The following is a 15,441-nucleotide window of genomic DNA, read 5'->3' as shown; positions in this document are numbered from 1 at the left end:
ACTTCCATTTCAGGAGTTGATTGAAAATGAAAATCCTCGTCCCCGTTAAGCGGGTAGTTGACTATAATGTCAAAATCCGGGTGAAAGCAGACGGTTCTGGCGTAGACTTGAACAATGTCAAAATGAGCATGAACCCATTTGATGAAATCGCGGTTGAAGAAGCTTTGAAGCTGAAAGAAGCAGGCAAAGCTGAAGAAGTGATTGTGGTTTCAATCGGCCCCGACAAAGCGCAAGAAACTTTGCGCACCGGTTTGGCCATGGGCGCTGATCGCGCAATTTTGGTGCAAGCTGAAGGCACTGTTGAACCGCTTGATGTGGCAAAGATTCTCAAAGGCGTTGTAGAGGCAGAGAACCCAGAACTCGTGATTTTGGGCAAGCAAGCCATCGACGACGATAGCAACCAAACAGGTCAAATGTTGGCTGCATTGCTTGGCTGGGGCCAAGGCACTTTCGCCTTTAAAGTCGAGATGGCGGATGGCACCGTTGATGTGACCCGTGAAGTTGATGGCGGATTGCAAACCGTTAAGCTGAACCTGCCAACGATTATCACCACCGATTTGCGGTTGAACCAACCACGCTATGCGTCGTTGCCAAACATTATGAAAGCCAAGAAAAAGCCATTGGATGTGAAAACACCGGGTGATTTTGGCGTTGAAGTGAAAAACCGTCTCACCGTTCTAGAAACAACAGAACCAGCACCACGCAAAGCGGGCATCAAAGTCGGTTCGGTTGCTGAATTGGTCGACAAATTGAAAAACGAAGCGGGGGCGATCTAATGGCTACACTTCTTCTTGCTGAACATGACAATGCCAACCTAAATGATGCCACATTGCGCGCTGCAAACGCAGCTGCACAGTTGGGCACAGAAGTACATGTGTTGGTTGCTGGTGAAGGTTGTGCCTCTGTTGGCGAAGCGGCATCTAAAATTGCTGGCGTTTCAAAAGTGCTCGTCGCGGACGATACGGCTTTTGCAAACCAATTGGCGGAACCTGTCGCCGATCTGATAGTTTCGTTGGCTGGCGGCTATGATGCGTTCGTTGCGCCTGCCACATCAAATGGCAAAAATACAATGCCACGCGTTGCAGCATTGCTTGATGTAATGCAACTTTCGGACGTCACTGAAGTTGTCTCAGCTGACACGTTTGTGCGCCCGATCTATGCGGGCAACGCATTCCAGAAAGTGCAGACGTCTGACGCGAAAAAAGTGCTCACCGTTCGCACCACAACGTTTGATGCCGTTGCCACTGACGGTTCTGCGAGCGTTGAAGCTACGGGCACCGATGTAGGAAATGGCGTTTCAAGCTTTGTCGGCGCCGAAATCGCTGGCGGAGATCGTGTTGATCTCGCGTCGGCGAAAGTTGTGGTCTCTGGTGGTCGCGCTTTGGGATCAAAAGAAAAGTTCAACGAACTGTTGGAGCCATTGGCAGACAAACTTGGCGCAGCGCTTGGCGCATCCCGCGCCGCAGTTGACGCTGGCTTTGCCCCGAACGATTGGCAGGTGGGACAAACCGGTAAAGTGGTTGCACCTGATCTTTACATCGCCATCGGCATTTCCGGCGCGATCCAACATCTGGCGGGCATGAAAGACAGCACCACCATTGTGGCGATCAACACTGATGAAGATGCTCCAATCTTCTCAATTGCTGATTATGGCTTGGTGGCAGACTTGTTTGAAGCCGTACCCGAGCTGACAAGCTCAATCTAAAGAACGAAGGGGTCGCGCGAATGTCAGATATGCCAAAGCTCAAAGATGCGCTGCTGGATGTTTCTGACAAGGTTGCGACCCTTACATTTAACCGGGATGACGTACGGAACGCACTGACCGGCACGAACCTGATCGACGACATAATCGATACGCTTGATTGGGTCGAGCATTCGAGCGAAGTGAATGTGCTGGTGATCACTGGCAATGGCAAGGGCTTCTCGTCCGGTGGCAATGTCAAAGACATGCATGAGCGCACCGGCATGTTCTCTGGCAGTGTTGAAGATATCGCCGCAGCTTACAAAGCCACAATTCAACGGATCCCCCTAAAGTTCTCCGAAATCAGCTTTCCCGTTATCGCAGCAATTAATGGTGCGGCGGTTGGCGCCGGGTTTGATCTTACCGGCATGTGCGACATACGCATTGCCTCGACACGTGCGAAATTTGGCGAAAACTTCGTGAATATCGGCCTTATTCCAGGAGATGGCGGCGCTTATTTCTTGCAGCGTGTGGTGGGATATCAACGAGCTGCAGAGCTGACCTTTACAGGGCGTTTGTTCGAAGCGGAAGAAGCCAAAGACATTGGCTATGTCCTAGATGTCGTCGAGCCGGACAAATTGTTGTCGGCCGCGACTGCACTGGCCAAAGAAATTGCCTCAAAGCCCAGCTACCAAGTCCGCCAAGCCAAGCTATTGATGCGCAAGGCACAGGTGATGGGCTTACCTGACTTTTTGGACCACACCGCCATTGTGCAAGGCACGTGTCATCACACAGATGCGCATAAACAAGCGGTAGCAGAATTCGTCAAACGCCGCTAAACTCCGCCCAAAAACTTTGGGGGATTTCATGACTTATTCAATCGTTGCACGCGATCCAGAAACCAATGCCGTAGGGGTAATTGTTGCTAGTCGGTTTTTTGCAGCTGGGGCCATGGTGCCTTATGTCGGGCCCGACTATGCAATCGCTTCCCAGAGTTGGGTGAACCCTTTGTGGGGGACCGATGGTGTGGGGCTGCTTGCAGACGGTGAGAGCGCTCTAAGCGTGCTTGATGGCATGGTGCAAAAAGATGAGGGCCAAGCGACGCGCCAAGCACACATGATCGATCGCAAAGGCAATGTGGCGGCATTCACAGGTGAAGAGTGCACAGATTGGGCAGGGCACGAATTGGGCGACGGGTTCTCGGTTGCTGGGAACATGCTTGCGGGCAAAGACGTGGTTGGCGACACGGCCCGCGCCTATCAAGACAATCTGGACAAACCTTTTGCCGAACGGCTGCTATTGGCGATGGAGGCCGGCGAACGCGCCGGTGGCGACAAGCGCGGCAAACAGTCTGCGGGATTGTTGATCCATCGAGGTGAAGCCTATCCATGGCTTGATATTCGCGCCGACGATCATGCGGATCCGCTTCAAGAACTGCGCCGTCTTTATACTGTGGCTCAAGAAACCTATTTGATTGTCGCCGATTACTTGCCCACCAAAGACAGGTTCAGCGGCCATCAAAATGAAGATGAACTGGCGGCTAAAATGGAAGCGGCAAACGAGGAACGCGAAGCGCGGGGCTATGAAAGTCCGTCTCTAGCCTCAGGAACAATCTTGTAAGCAAAGTGCTACTTCACCCAGCTTGCTTTGCGCTTGTCAAAGAAAGCCGAAATGCCTTCATGTGCTTCTGGGTCTTCCCAGCAATCGGCCAATTGGTTCACGGTGAAATCAATCACTTGCTCGTCAATTTTGGGGCCGAGTGAACGAGCCAATTGCTTGGCGCGTGCAACCGCACCGGGCGCAGTCTGCAAATAGGGCAGAACCTCTGTTTCAACTGCTGCATCTAGCTCTTCAGTCGGACAGGACTTAGCCACAAGATTTAGCGCCATCGCTTCTTGGGTGTCGAACAGTCGCGCTGACATAAACACGCGCCGCGCTCTGTCCTCACCCATCCGGGCCAACACATAGGGGCTGATGGTTGCAGGGATCAAGCCAAGCTTTGTTTCGGTGAGGCCGAACTTTGCGCCTTCCACTGCCACCACAACATCGCAAACGGACATCATGCCAATGCCGCCACCAAAAGCATTGCCTTGCACTTTGCCAATGAGAGGCTTCTCAAGCGTATTGAGCGCAAAAAGCATGTTGGCCAAGCGCTTTGCTTCGGCAATGCGAACTTCTCGCGTAGCGTCAAATTGCTGCCGCATCCAGGCCAAATCACCACCCGCGCAAAAGCTTTTGCCACTGGCAGCCAGTATCACAACGCGAATAGAACTATTGTTATTGATCTCGCCGACCACAGCTTTAATCTCGTCGCACATGTCAGCATTGAGCGCATTATGCTTGTCCGCGCGATCCAATGTGAGTGTCGCAACACCGCGTTCATCCGTTTGAAACTGGATATATTGAAATGTCATTTCATTGTCCTTTCAATGAACGCGCAAAGGTGCTGGCGCTTGCCAGCTTTTTCATATCAATGCCTGTTGCAAAGCCTTTTGCGGCTAGCATTTCGACCACCGCTTCTGTGGCTACATTGCCCTTTGCTCCAGGCGCATAAGGACATCCGCCCAAGCCACCAACGGCTGCATCGAAGGTGCGCAGACCATAGCCTAGGCACACCTCAATGTTTTCAAGCGCGCGGCCCTTGGTATCATGGAAGTGCCCAGCCAGCTTTGAAACCGGCACGTATTTCTGCACTGCCTCGAGCATCTTTGAAGTGGTTTCTGGTGTCGCCGCTCCGATTGTGTCGCCAAGGCTAATTTCATAGCAACCCAAATCAAGCAATTGCTTGGCGACATTGGCCACGCTTTGGGGTGGCGTTGGACCATCATATGGGCAATCTGTGACGCAAGAAACATAACCACGGACAGGCATATTATCGGCCTTTGCCGCCCCTAAAACGGGTTTAAAACGCTCAATACTCTCAGCTATCGAGCAGTTGATATTTTTTTGGCTGAACCCTTCAGACGCTGATGCAAAGATCGCCACCTCGTCTGCTTTTGCTGCACGTGCACCTTCATAGCCGCGCAGGTTTGGCGTCAACACGGCATAAGAAACGCCATCACGACGTGAAATGCCTGCCATCACATCAGTTGCATCCGCCATCTGTGGCACCCATTTGGGCGAAACAAAACTTGTCACTTCTATCTTTGAAAAGCCGCAATCGGAGAGCTGGTTGACGAGCTTAATTTTGTCGGCTGTTGCAATTTGTTGCTTTTCATTCTGCAACCCATCGCGTGGTCCCATTTCAAAAATAGTGACCTTATCACTCATCGTCACTCTCCAATTGGATCAGCAACGCGCCATCCTCAACTTGATCGCCTAGACTCACAAAAACTGCCTCGATTATGCCGTCACGCGGTGCGAGCAATGCGTGTTCCATTTTCATGGCTTCAACAACGACAAGTTTGTCGCCTTCCTGTACCTGTTGCCCCACATCTGCATTGAGCGAAACAACAGAGCCTGGCATCGGTGACAGAACGGCATCACCCGATTGGGCACCTTCGCCCGCTAGTTCCAGAGTGACGCGATCAAAACTGAACGTTTCTTCGCCAGTGAAGATTGAGATGAATTCATCATTGGCGAAGAAACCAAGCTGATGGCGCTGTCCATTCACCACAAGCGAGATGTTGCTTTGATCTGCGCTCAGCAATTCCACATCCAAATCTGTATCGTCATCAGAGATATGAAACTTTGACCCGTTGCCCAAGGCAACGTCAAAACTCAAGCGCGCACCATCATGATCAAATGCAATATTGTCAGTATCGCCAGACCATGTACGCCAACCCGCCAATTGATCCCATGGATCGTTTGACGTTTGAACACGCGCTAATTCCAAGCCGATCAATGTGGCGGCAGCAATGGCTGCTTCAGTTGGTTTAGGCGCAACAATCAAACCAACAAGATCACGATCTATGAGCCCGGTATCCACATCGCCTTCGGCAAACCCTTTGTGGGCGCACAACGCAGCTAGAAACGCGCGGTTGGTAACCGAACCGGCAATTTCTGATTTGCCAAGAGCGGATGCCAAGCCATTAAGCGCTTCTTTGCGGCTTTCGCCGTGCACTGTGATTTTGGCGATCATTGGATCATAGAAAGGCGAGATCACATCGCCTGTCACCACGCCTGAATCAATGCGTGCACTGTCTTGGGGCAATGCAAGGTGCGCCAATGTGCCAGTGGCGGGCAAGAACCCTTTTGGCACATCTTCGGCATATAGCCGCGCTTCAAACGCCCAACCATTGATCGATAATTCGTCTTGTGTTTTGGGCAAAGTCTCGCCACTTGCCACCCGCAACTGCCACGCGACCAAATCTTGGCCTGTGATCATCTCGGTCACCGGATGCTCCACCTGCAGGCGCGTATTCATTTCCATGAAATAGAAGCCGTTTGGGTTAAGCCCATTGGACGCATCAACAATAAATTCAATTGTGCCAGCGCCAGAATAGTTGATGGCTTTTGCCGCTTTAACCGCAGCATCGCCCATGGCGTTGCGCATATCTTGGGTCATGCCCGGAGCAGGTGCTTCCTCAATCACCTTTTGGTGGCGGCGCTGCAATGAACAATCACGTTCAAACAAATGCACCGCATTGCCATGATCATCACCGAACACCTGAATTTCGATATGGCGCGGCGTGGTGATGTATTTTTCGATCAACACGCGACCATCGCCAAAACTCGATTGGCCTTCGCGAGATGCGCTTTCAAGCGAGGTTTTAAACTCGGCCGGATCGTCAACGCGACGCATGCCTTTGCCCCCGCCGCCAGCTCGCGCTTTAATCAAAACCGGATAGCCAATCTTGTCCGCTTCTGCGGCGAGGAAATCAGGGTCTTGATTGTCGCCATGATAGCCTGGCACCACCGGAACATCGGCTTTTTCCATCAAAGCTTTGGCTGCGTCTTTTAGGCCCATAGCGCGGATCGCATCCGCTGACGGACCGATAAAGCGCACGCCAATTTTGTCCAGTTCCGCGACAAAGTCAGGGTTTTCCGACAGAAATCCATAGCCGGGATGCACGGCCTCAGCACCTGAAAATTGAATGGCTTCAATGATTTTGTCGACCCGCAAATAGCTTTCGGCAACTGGAGCTGGACCAAGCCGATAGGCTTCGTCTGCCATTTTCACGTGCTGTGCGTTTGCGTCTGCATCTGAGTAGACCGCCACACATTTGACGCCCATCATTTGCGCTGTGCGCATCACCCGACAAGCAATTTCACCGCGGTTGGCAATGAGGATTTTTTTGAACATTATTTAACCTCTTTTGTAATTCGGCCAACTTTTTCTCGACTAACAAAATGATAGCTTGAAGTTGATGGTTCAAACAGCAGGAGGTAGTCGCTGAGTGAAAGCGTCAATTGGTATTCGGCACATTCGGGTGCACAGACTTCCACCAATGAAAATTGCTTTGAAATCGAACTTGATTGCCAGTTTCCTAAACTGAAACCACAAATTGCGAAAGCGACCAGAGCCCCAAGCCAGTTTTGATCATACATTCGATCAACACATACGATTGAAAGATATGCCGAAAACATCATGCCCGTTAGAACCACACTCACGTCAAGTTGAAGGTCTGAAAAATAATCAGCAATTGTAAGCACAAAGAAAACAACGATGAGACTAAGAAACAAAATATCTCGATGGCGACGAAGCCAGGCGACTCGATTCTCACCCAAATATGCGTGGAAAAAGTGCACAAACCCGCCGAAAAATGATATCCATAAAATTGGTTGTACTGAATGGTTCAGGTAGTCTTTGTAGTCAGCTGAGCCCAGTAGTGATAAATCAATGCGCCACAGACTTCCCACAAGATAAGCGCCACCGAGCATCACAAGCGCAATGGGAAATAAAGGCATCAACTTGAGAAAGTCACCATAGTTTTTCATGATTAGATCTCTTTACATTCTAAACACGCCGAATTGCGTATCTGCAATCGGGGCGTTCAAGCTTGCGGAAAGTGATAAGGCCAGTTGGTCACGCGTGCGGGCCGGGTGAATGATGCCATCGTCCCACAGGCGGGCAGAGGCATAAAGTGGGTGCGATTGAGTTTCAAACTGATCAATGATTGGCTGTTTGAACGCGGCTTCATCTTCGGCGGACCAGTCTTCACCTTTACGCTCATAGCCATCGCGTTTAACTGTTGCGAGCACGCCCGCTGCCTGCTCGCCGCCCATCACCGAGATACGCGAGTTTGGCCAGGTCCAAAGGAATCGCGGCTGGTAGGCGCGGCCACACATGCCGTAATTGCCAGCGCCAAATGAGCCACCAACCAACACGGTGACTTTCGGCACAGACGTGGTCGCAACCGCTGTCACCAGCTTCGCGCCATGCTTGGCAATGCCCTCATTCTCGTATTTGCGACCCACCATAAAGCCGGTGATGTTTTGCAAGAATACCAGCGGGATTTTGCGCTGCGAACATAGTTCGACAAAGTGAGCACCCTTCACAGCGCTTTCTGAGAACAGCACACCATTATTGGCGATGATGCCAACAGGCATGCCGTGAATATGGGCAAAGCCACATACGAGCGTGTTGCCATAGCGTGCTTTAAACTCATCAAAGCGCGACCCGTCCACAGTACGCGCAATCACTTCGCGGATATCGTATGGGGTTTTAAGATCGCCCGGGACGACGCCAATGATCTCATCAGGGTCGTAAAGCGGCGCTTCCACCGATTGGAGCTGCAATTGATTTGGCTTGATCCGGTTTAGTTTGGATACAGCCTGCCGTGCCAAAAGCAATGCATGTTCATCATTTTCAGCCAGATGATCCGCAACACCTGAAAGGCGCGTATGCACATCGCCACCGCCCAAATCTTCAGCTGAGACCACTTCGCCGGTCGCTGCCTTCACAAGAGGCGGGCCAGCCAAAAAGATCGTGCCTTGCTCTTTCACGATGATGGTTTCGTCGGACATGGCAGGCACGTATGCACCGCCCGCTGTGCATGATCCCATCACCACGGCAATTTGCGGAATACCGCGCGCCGACATGTTTGCTTGATTGTAGAAGATGCGGCCAAAGTGATCACGGTCTGCGAACACCTCGTCCTGGTTGGGCAAATTCGCGCCGCCACTATCCACCAAATAAACGCATGGCAGATTGTTTTCGAGCGCAATTTCTTGCGCCCGCAAATGCTTTTTCACGGTCATCGGGTAGTAGGTGCCACCCTTCACGGTGGCGTCGTTGCATACAACCATCACTTCGTGACCAGCAACACGACCGATACCGGCGATCAAACCTGCACCGGGTGCTGCACCATCGTAAAGTGCATAGGCTGCGGTTGCACCCACTTCCATGAAAGGAGAGCCCGGATCGAGCAATTTGGTGACCCGATCTCGCGGCAGCAATTTACCACGCGACAGATGTCGTTCGCGCGCTCGTTCACCACCGCCAGCACGCGCCAATTCAGTCGCCGCCACGATGTCGGCCATTTGGCCCTCTAGCGCCTTCTTGTTGGCAATGAATTGCTCGGACTTGGTCGAGATTTGAGACTTGATAACCGACATGACGGCGTTCCCCTTTATGGCGACTATTTTGTTTCCGCAAACATTTCGCGACCGATCAACATCCGGCGAATTTCGCTGGTGCCTGCACCGATTTCGTAAAGTTTTGCGTCACGCAACAAACGGCCAGTTGGGTATTCATTAATATAGCCATTGCCGCCCAAAAGCTGGATACCGTCGAGCGCGCATTGAGTTGCTTTCTCCGCTGCGTAGAGAATGCAGCCTGCGGCGTCTTTGCGGGTCGTTTCGCCACGGTCGCAAGCCTGGGCAACCCCATAAACATAGGCGCGGCATGCATTCATAGTGGTATACACATCAGCCAATTTGCCTTGAACCAATTGAAACTCGCCAATCGCTTGGCCGAACTGCTTGCGTTCATGCACATATGGTACAACCACATCGAGTACTGCGTGCATGATGCCCACAGGACCAGCTGCGAGCACCACGCGCTCATAGTCTAGGCCTGACATTAGGACGCGCACGCCTTTGCCCACTTCGCCAAGAACATTTTCTTCTGGTACGAAACAGTTTTCAAAGACCAATTCGCAAGTATTGGAACCGCGCATGCCGAGTTTGTCGAGCTTTTGTGCGGTTGAGAAACCGTCGAAGCCTTTTTCAACGATGAAAGCTGTCATGCCTTTTGATCCAGCCTCTGGATCGGTTTTGGCGTAAACCACCAACGTGTTGGCATCTGGACCGTTGGTGATCCACATTTTGTTGCCATTCAATAGATAACCACCTTGCGCCGCTTCGGCTTTAAGCTGCATCGACACAACGTCCGACCCGGCACCTGGCTCAGACATGGCCAATGCGCCAACATGTTCACCGGTGATTAGTTTTGGAAGGTATTTTGCGCGTTGCTCTTCGTTGCCGTTGCGGAAAATCTGGTTCACACAAAGGTTTGAGTGCGCACCATATGAAAGCCCGACAGATGCGGAAGCACGGCTGATTTCTTCAACGATGATGCAATGGGCCAAATAGCCCATGTTCGCGCCGCCATATTCCTCTGAAACGGTAACGCCCAACAGGCCCAGTTCACCAAACTCTTCCCAAAGCTCGTTCGGGAACTGATTGCTCTCATCAATTTCTGCCGCCATTGGGGCAATGCGATCTTGGGCAAAACGGTGAACCATATCGCGCAGCGCTTCAAGGTCTTCACCCAATGCAAAATTCATTCCGGTGGTGAACATATCTAAATTTCCTCCGATGATTGTGCACCAACGCTTTGGCACACAAGTTGTGTGTAAATTTCTTCAATTTTCTGCTGGCTGAGGCGCCCTTTGGCTCGGTACCAAGTGGTCACGCCGGTCAATTGCGCAAGGATCGCCATAGTCGTGACGTGGACATCTTCTAAGACAAACTGTCCTTGGTCGTGTCCGCGCTTGAGAATATCTTTGAGCGCCGCCTCATATTTACGGCGGAGCTCTTCAACTTTTGAGAAGTTTTCTGGCTCAAGATTTCGCAGCTCCATATAGGAGATGAAAACCTGATCTGGGCGCTGAACGTGATAGCGAATATGGAACAGAACAAACGCCTTTAGTGCATCCAAAGGTGCCATGGCGTTTGGGTCCAGATCTGCCCAAGCCTTGAGCAAGTCGTTCATGTGCTCGACCATTAGTCGCGCCAAAAGGTCTTGCTTGTTCGGGCTATAGTTGTAAAGCGCGCCGGCTTGCACCCCAACTTCGCGGGCAATCTCTCGCATAGACACGGCTGCATAGCCTTTTTGCGCGAACAATTTCAGCGCAACTTCATCAATGCGCTTGGCCGTTTCTTCGCCGTTTGATCCCGTGGTCCGCGCCATCCGTCCGCCTATAGCCTCCCCGCTATCAAGTTCAAATTCGACTCGAATTAAATGAACGTTCGTTTATTTAACACAAATAGGAGAAACCATCAATGGGAAAGCGTCGCCCAGAGTATTTGGTACAGACAACAAAAAACCCACGCTGAAAACAGCGTGGGTTGTGATCATAAATGTTTAGTTGATCTATTGAGTGTTGGTTTCAATATCAACGTAATCCAATGCCTTGGTTGGATCGGCTTGAAGTGCCATGATTTGTGGCATGCCAACGCCTGTCTCTGATTTTGAGGTAATAGCGATACCGATATATTTGTTTTCGCCACCTACAAATCCTGAAACTGCACTGCCAAGATCAACCGCCTGATCAACGCCACCAAGCAAGCCAACGATCATGCCATTTGCCATGGCCGAAAGTTGAGTTTGGAATGCATCAACTGGCGCGCCTTGTTCTGCTGCTGCTTGCGCAAGTACGATATCAAGGAAGCCTTCATTGTCCATTTCTATATCAAGCTCTTTAACGCCCAAACCCATTGCAGCAATCATGGCCATTTGTGGGTCTGTTGCGAACAGCTCTTCGCTGGCACCAACAAGGTAGCCAGAGATATCAATTGTACCCAATTGCTCGCCTGTAAACATTAGACGCGCGATATCAATTGCTTGTGCTGCTTCATCCCAACCCAAAGTCAGTTCATAGCCAACATTTAGGCGCTCAAGACCCATTGCGCGAAGTTGCTTTAGGCCATCTTCGGATGGGTTTTCAGGGATGTCCGCCTGCACGCCCGAAGACGACAATGAAATCTTTGATGGGATGCCATTGATGTAGTCTGCAAGGCTAACGTCAAAGCTTTCCATTTCGACCACGACACGTTGATCGCCATTTTTGTCATCAGGCACATCGGCAAAGAAGTTATCAATCGATAGACCCGCAAATGCAGGAATGAACGAGCGGAAATTCCTCTCGAACCACTCTGCGTCAACTGCTGTGATGTCTTCAATGTTATTGTAGGCTTCAACGGTTGGATTGAAGTCGATCTCTTTGAACGTGAAGTTGCCAAGAGTGAATTCGCCGTTTTCTTTGCCCGACACTTTGATCGCTATGTCGTTTGCTGAAACGGCTGGGTAAATGCCATTGCCCATGGCACCCATGGTGACTTTGCCCATGGACATTTCAAAATTCATATCGTCATCAGAACCGGCGCAATTTAAGCCGTCAAACTCCACAGGCGATGTCTCGAATGAATATAGAAGGTCAGCATAGAAATCGATGAGTTTGACCATCTGCTCTGGCGACGGTTCTTTGCTTGCTTCGAGTTCGCCTGCGAGTGCCATCAATTCTGGGTAAGAGATTTTCATTGCGCGGGCTTTATATTCACCCGATTGATATTTACCGATATCGCAGTGCACGGGGCCGATGTCGAGTGTGCCGCCAGCAACAATATAGTCTTGATAAACGCGGACCATCTCATCACTCTTTGGAGTGATCATGCCATAGGCATTGAGCAACGCGCCTAGGTTGAACTGGGTGATGGTGGATTGGCCAAATGCCATTTTGAAAGGCACGTCCATATCAGCCGCTTTGTTAGGCGACATGTCGCCAGACACGGACTCCATAGAAGCGGTTTGCGCCACACCGTCTTTGACGTTGGTCAGTGCGATATTTTTGAATACAAACAAGTTGTCCGAAACATTGCCATCAACCTCGATTGTGTAGGTCAACTTAATTTCAGGGATCAAGATGCTCTTGGCGTTCAGGCCAGCCAATGCGTTTGCATTCTCGACCAATTTGCCCGAAATGATGTTGCGAATTGTTTCTGCATCGACATTTGAATCCACGGCATCGATCGGTCCAACTTCCAGCGCATATTTCATGGAGGAAGATGTAATGGTCGCGCTGTGGCTGGTTGGCTCAGATGTTGTGCTGTCTTGTGCAAATGTCACGCTTGCGCCAAGCGCTAAGGTCGCGGTACCAGCGAGAAGACATGTTTTGAGGCCCTTTGTCGCCCCGCCTAAAAATTGTTTTTGCATGATGTCGGCTTTCCAAAAATTCCCAAATTGATGACCGCTAGATATCCCTTTGTTCTTAAAGAACGGTGGACGGTTCACTTCGTCTAACAGTCAATTGTGACGACGCGTTGGCATCATCATAACCTCGCAATCAAAAGAGTATGTGCCCGAGCAAAGTAAGGTGTCAAATCGCTAAGCCAATGGTAAAGGCACCCCATCGCTGAATTCACTCTTCAACTGTGATAGTGTATTATGTAAGCAACACACCCGAATAATCAAGAGGCGCCGGAAAAAATTTTGACTAAGCAGGAATTTAGTTTGAGCTTTATTCGTCTACAACGCAGAGAGACAGCGATCTAGACGCCAATCGCGCGACGATCTTCAATGACTTTGCCATCATTTGGCAAACTATCAAGAGGCACGATTTTAATGTCCGCACGCAATCGGCACTCTGACCTTACACTCTGCGCAATCTGTTCAGAGACCGCATCGTCGTTTTGGGGAAACTCGCAGATGAAGGTCATCTGGTCTTTGCCCTCGTTTTCGCTCACCTCAAGTCGCGCGCGACCCATTTGCGGGAAAGACTTCACAATTTTGGCAATTTGACGCGGATGTACGAACATGCCGCGAACTTTTGTGGTTTGATCGGCGCGGCCCATCCAACCTTTGAGACGGGCATTGGTACGCCCGCAGGCTGATTGCCCTGGCAAAATGGCCGACAGATCACCTGTCGCAAAACGAATGAGCGGATAGTTGGGGTCAAATGTGGTCACAACCACTTCACCCACTTCACCGGGCGCCACTGGGTCCGAAGTGCCTGGGCGAACAATCTCAACAATGCAGTTTTCGGCGATCACCATGCCGTTTTCTGCGCTGTCTGTTTCATACGAAATCAAACCGAGCTCGGCCGTACCGTAGCACTGCTTGATGTTCACGCCTTCTTGCTTGTACCAATCACGCATAACAGGAAACAAGGGCCCGCCAGACACCAGAGCGTTCTTAACGCTCGTAATATCATGGCCCAAGGACTTCGCTTTTTCCAAAATGATCTGCAAGAAATCTGGCGTGCCCACATAGCCGGAAATGGCGAAATGGTTGAAGGCTTCAACCAATGTATCGGTGTTGCCAACGCCTGCTGGGAAAGTCACACAACCCAAATTTGCAGCGGCTTCATCAAACATAAAGCCAGCGGGCGTCAAATGATAGCTAAAGCAATTTGCAATCACATCGCCGCGCCGCATCCCGGCAGCAAAAAGCGCGGAACTCATGCGCCAAGGGTCAGTGCCGCCGGGTTGCGGCTCAACGATGGGTCCGGGAGAATAAAAGACCCGTCGCACATCACTATTGGCCGGCGCAATGCCGCCAAAAAGAGGTTTTTTGTCTTGCAGTTCGACCAAGTCGCTTTTCGAAAGCACCGGTAGGTTTGCCAGCGCCTCTCGGTCCGTAACCGTTTCAATATCAACTTCTTTGAGCTGGGTCGCCCAATAGGGCGAGTTCGCAACCGCACTTTTCAAGTGCGCGCGCAAAGCGACAAAAAGCGATTCTTCGCGCTCCATCGGCGCACGCGCCTCCAAGGGAGAAAAGTAGTTATGACCGTTTGATGCACTGTCATTCATAGCTGTTACTCCAACTACAACCAGCGCTTCCGGCGCTTATAGCTTTTAATATCTTTAAAAGAGCGGCGCTCACCGCCACCGCCAAGGTAAAACTCTTTAACGTCCTCGTTGTCCATCAGCTCTTGAGCCGTGCCATCCAGAACAATCTTGCCGTTTTCCATGATGTAGCCATCATCCGCCACATGCAGAGCCATATTGGCGTTTTGTTCCACCAGCAGAATTGAAATGCCGAGCTCTTTGTTCAAACGCTTGATGATGCGGAACACTTCCTTCACCAGCAAAGGCGAGAGTCCCATCGAGGGTTCGTCCATCAAAATCAGTTTGGGTTTCGCCATCAAGGCACGGCCAATGGCGAGCATTTGTTGCTCTCCGCCGGACAGATACCCGGCGAGCCCGGTGCGCTCTTTGAGGCGTGGGAAATATTTGAAAACTTGTTCGATCTCTTCATCGATCTTTGCGTCAGGTCGCGAATAGGCGCCAAGGCGCAAATTCTCGATCACGGTCATATCCTGCAAAATGCCGCGCCCTTCCATCACCAAAAACACGCCTTTACGCACCAGCGCTTCAGGGCCGACTTCGGTCACATCATCATCTTCATAAGAGATTGAGCCGCGTGTCACTTCACCATCTTCTGTGGCAAGCAAGTTTGTGATCGCTTTAAGCGTTGTGGACTTGCCCGCACCATTTGTGCCGAGCAATGCGGTGATTTTTCCGCGCGCCACTTTGAGGTTGAGGCCGCGTAGAACGAGAATAACCTCGTTGAATACGACCTCAATATTGTTGACGGAAAGGATGGTCTCATTCGCCAGGCCATTCCCGGTTGCAGCAATTTGTGGTTTCATGAT

General features: G+C 51.0%; 14 protein-coding genes. 4 read left to right on the top strand and 10 right to left on the bottom strand.

Going from position 1 to position 15,441, the window contains the following annotated elements; genetic code table 11:
• Nucleotides 1–26 precede the first annotated feature (26 nt).
• Genes QQL65_RS06465 through QQL65_RS06450 form a run of 4 tightly spaced genes read left to right on the top strand, consistent with a single transcriptional unit; the run spans nucleotide 27 to nucleotide 3,301 of the window.
• A complete protein-coding gene (locus QQL65_RS06465) occupies nucleotides 27–776 on the top strand; it encodes an electron transfer flavoprotein subunit beta/FixA family protein (RefSeq protein WP_284362912.1) in 750 nt (249 codons plus the stop codon).
• A complete protein-coding gene (locus QQL65_RS06460; RefSeq protein ID WP_284362910.1) occupies nucleotides 776–1,705 on the top strand; it encodes an electron transfer flavoprotein subunit alpha/FixB family protein in 930 nt (309 codons plus the stop codon). Before QQL65_RS06465 ends, QQL65_RS06460 begins: the two co-directional genes overlap by 1 nt.
• A 20-nt stretch (nucleotides 1,706–1,725) precedes the next feature.
• Complete coding sequence (locus tag QQL65_RS06455; protein ID WP_284362909.1) at nucleotides 1,726–2,520, top strand: enoyl-CoA hydratase-related protein; 795 nt, start codon at nucleotides 1,726–1,728, stop codon at nucleotides 2,518–2,520.
• 28 nt (nucleotides 2,521–2,548) lie between these two features.
• The gene (locus QQL65_RS06450) at nucleotides 2,549–3,301 is read left to right on the top strand and encodes a DUF1028 domain-containing protein (RefSeq protein ID WP_284362908.1); all 753 of its coding nucleotides are present in this window, start codon (nucleotides 2,549–2,551) and stop codon (nucleotides 3,299–3,301) included.
• Between the two features lie 8 nt (nucleotides 3,302–3,309).
• On the opposite strand, the gene QQL65_RS06445 is transcribed toward QQL65_RS06450, so the two are convergent.
• The 10 genes from QQL65_RS06445 to QQL65_RS06400 form a co-directional block, all read right to left on the bottom strand.
• Entirely contained in the window at nucleotides 3,310–4,095 is a 786-nt protein-coding gene (locus QQL65_RS06445) for a crotonase/enoyl-CoA hydratase family protein (RefSeq protein WP_284362906.1), read from the bottom strand.
• Between the two features lies 1 nt (nucleotide 4,096).
• Entirely contained in the window at nucleotides 4,097–4,951 is an 855-nt protein-coding gene (locus QQL65_RS06440; RefSeq protein WP_284362904.1) for a hydroxymethylglutaryl-CoA lyase, read from the bottom strand.
• The gene (locus QQL65_RS06435) at nucleotides 4,944–6,926 is read right to left on the bottom strand and encodes an acetyl/propionyl/methylcrotonyl-CoA carboxylase subunit alpha (RefSeq protein WP_284362903.1); all 1,983 of its coding nucleotides are present in this window, start codon (nucleotides 6,924–6,926) and stop codon (nucleotides 4,944–4,946) included. Before QQL65_RS06435 ends, QQL65_RS06440 begins: the two co-directional genes overlap by 8 nt.
• A complete protein-coding gene (locus QQL65_RS06430) occupies nucleotides 6,926–7,561 on the bottom strand; it encodes a hypothetical protein (protein WP_284362902.1) in 636 nt (211 codons plus the stop codon). The genes QQL65_RS06435 and QQL65_RS06430 overlap by 1 nt, the downstream gene beginning before the upstream one ends.
• Before the next feature lie 12 nt (nucleotides 7,562–7,573).
• A complete protein-coding gene (locus QQL65_RS06425) occupies nucleotides 7,574–9,181 on the bottom strand; it encodes a carboxyl transferase domain-containing protein (protein ID WP_284362901.1) in 1,608 nt (535 codons plus the stop codon).
• A 23-nt stretch (nucleotides 9,182–9,204) separates the two neighbouring features.
• Nucleotides 9,205–10,353, bottom strand: a complete 1,149-nt coding sequence (locus tag QQL65_RS06420) for an isovaleryl-CoA dehydrogenase (protein WP_284366231.1) — start codon at nucleotides 10,351–10,353, stop codon at nucleotides 9,205–9,207.
• A 17-nt stretch (nucleotides 10,354–10,370) separates the two neighbouring features.
• Nucleotides 10,371–10,979, bottom strand: coding sequence for a TetR/AcrR family transcriptional regulator (locus QQL65_RS06415; protein WP_284362900.1), 609 nt, complete (start codon nucleotides 10,977–10,979; stop codon nucleotides 10,371–10,373).
• Nucleotides 10,980–11,162: 183 nt separating this feature from the next.
• The gene (locus QQL65_RS06410; protein ID WP_284362899.1) at nucleotides 11,163–13,001 is read right to left on the bottom strand and encodes a hypothetical protein; all 1,839 of its coding nucleotides are present in this window, start codon (nucleotides 12,999–13,001) and stop codon (nucleotides 11,163–11,165) included.
• A 335-nt stretch (nucleotides 13,002–13,336) separates the two neighbouring features.
• A complete protein-coding gene (locus QQL65_RS06405; RefSeq protein WP_284362898.1) occupies nucleotides 13,337–14,596 on the bottom strand; it encodes a phenylacetate--CoA ligase family protein in 1,260 nt (419 codons plus the stop codon).
• Nucleotides 14,597–14,610: 14 nt separating this feature from the next.
• Entirely contained in the window at nucleotides 14,611–15,438 is an 828-nt protein-coding gene (locus QQL65_RS06400; protein ID WP_284362897.1) for an ABC transporter ATP-binding protein, read from the bottom strand.
• Between the last annotated feature and the right edge of the window lie 3 nt (nucleotides 15,439–15,441).

It is taken from the genome of Maritalea porphyrae (assembly GCF_030159895.1).
In the GTDB taxonomy this organism is placed as follows: domain Bacteria; phylum Pseudomonadota; class Alphaproteobacteria; order Rhizobiales; family Devosiaceae; genus Maritalea; species Maritalea porphyrae.
The sequence above is the reverse complement of the archived record's forward strand: the minus strand, read 5'-3'. Positions and strand labels throughout refer to the sequence as shown.

What these genes read in the sequence shown, in the direction of transcription:
- QQL65_RS06465 (WP_284362912.1), top strand. Translation starts at nt 27, where the DNA reads ATGAAAATCCTCGTCCCCGTTAAGCGGGTAGTTGACTATAATGTCAAA.
- QQL65_RS06460 (WP_284362910.1), top strand. Translation starts at nt 776, where the DNA reads ATGGCTACACTTCTTCTTGCTGAACATGACAATGCCAACCTAAATGAT.
- QQL65_RS06455 (WP_284362909.1), top strand. Translation starts at nt 1,726, where the DNA reads ATGTCAGATATGCCAAAGCTCAAAGATGCGCTGCTGGATGTTTCTGAC.
- QQL65_RS06450 (WP_284362908.1), top strand. Translation starts at nt 2,549, where the DNA reads ATGACTTATTCAATCGTTGCACGCGATCCAGAAACCAATGCCGTAGGG.
- QQL65_RS06445 (WP_284362906.1), bottom strand. Translation starts at nt 4,095, where the DNA reads ATGACATTTCAATATATCCAGTTTCAAACGGATGAACGCGGTGTTGCG.
- QQL65_RS06440 (WP_284362904.1), bottom strand. Translation starts at nt 4,951, where the DNA reads ATGAGTGATAAGGTCACTATTTTTGAAATGGGACCACGCGATGGGTTG.
- QQL65_RS06435 (WP_284362903.1), bottom strand. Translation starts at nt 6,926, where the DNA reads ATGTTCAAAAAAATCCTCATTGCCAACCGCGGTGAAATTGCTTGTCGG.
- QQL65_RS06430 (WP_284362902.1), bottom strand. Translation starts at nt 7,561, where the DNA reads ATGAAAAACTATGGTGACTTTCTCAAGTTGATGCCTTTATTTCCCATT.
- QQL65_RS06425 (WP_284362901.1), bottom strand. Translation starts at nt 9,181, where the DNA reads ATGTCGGTTATCAAGTCTCAAATCTCGACCAAGTCCGAGCAATTCATT.
- QQL65_RS06420 (WP_284366231.1), bottom strand. Translation starts at nt 10,353, where the DNA reads ATGAATTTTGCATTGGGTGAAGACCTTGAAGCGCTGCGCGATATGGTT.
- QQL65_RS06415 (WP_284362900.1), bottom strand. Translation starts at nt 10,979, where the DNA reads ATGGCGCGGACCACGGGATCAAACGGCGAAGAAACGGCCAAGCGCATT.
- QQL65_RS06410 (WP_284362899.1), bottom strand. Translation starts at nt 13,001, where the DNA reads ATGCAAAAACAATTTTTAGGCGGGGCGACAAAGGGCCTCAAAACATGT.
- QQL65_RS06405 (WP_284362898.1), bottom strand. Translation starts at nt 14,596, where the DNA reads ATGAATGACAGTGCATCAAACGGTCATAACTACTTTTCTCCCTTGGAG.
- QQL65_RS06400 (WP_284362897.1), bottom strand. Translation starts at nt 15,438, where the DNA reads ATGAAACCACAAATTGCTGCAACCGGGAATGGCCTGGCGAATGAGACC.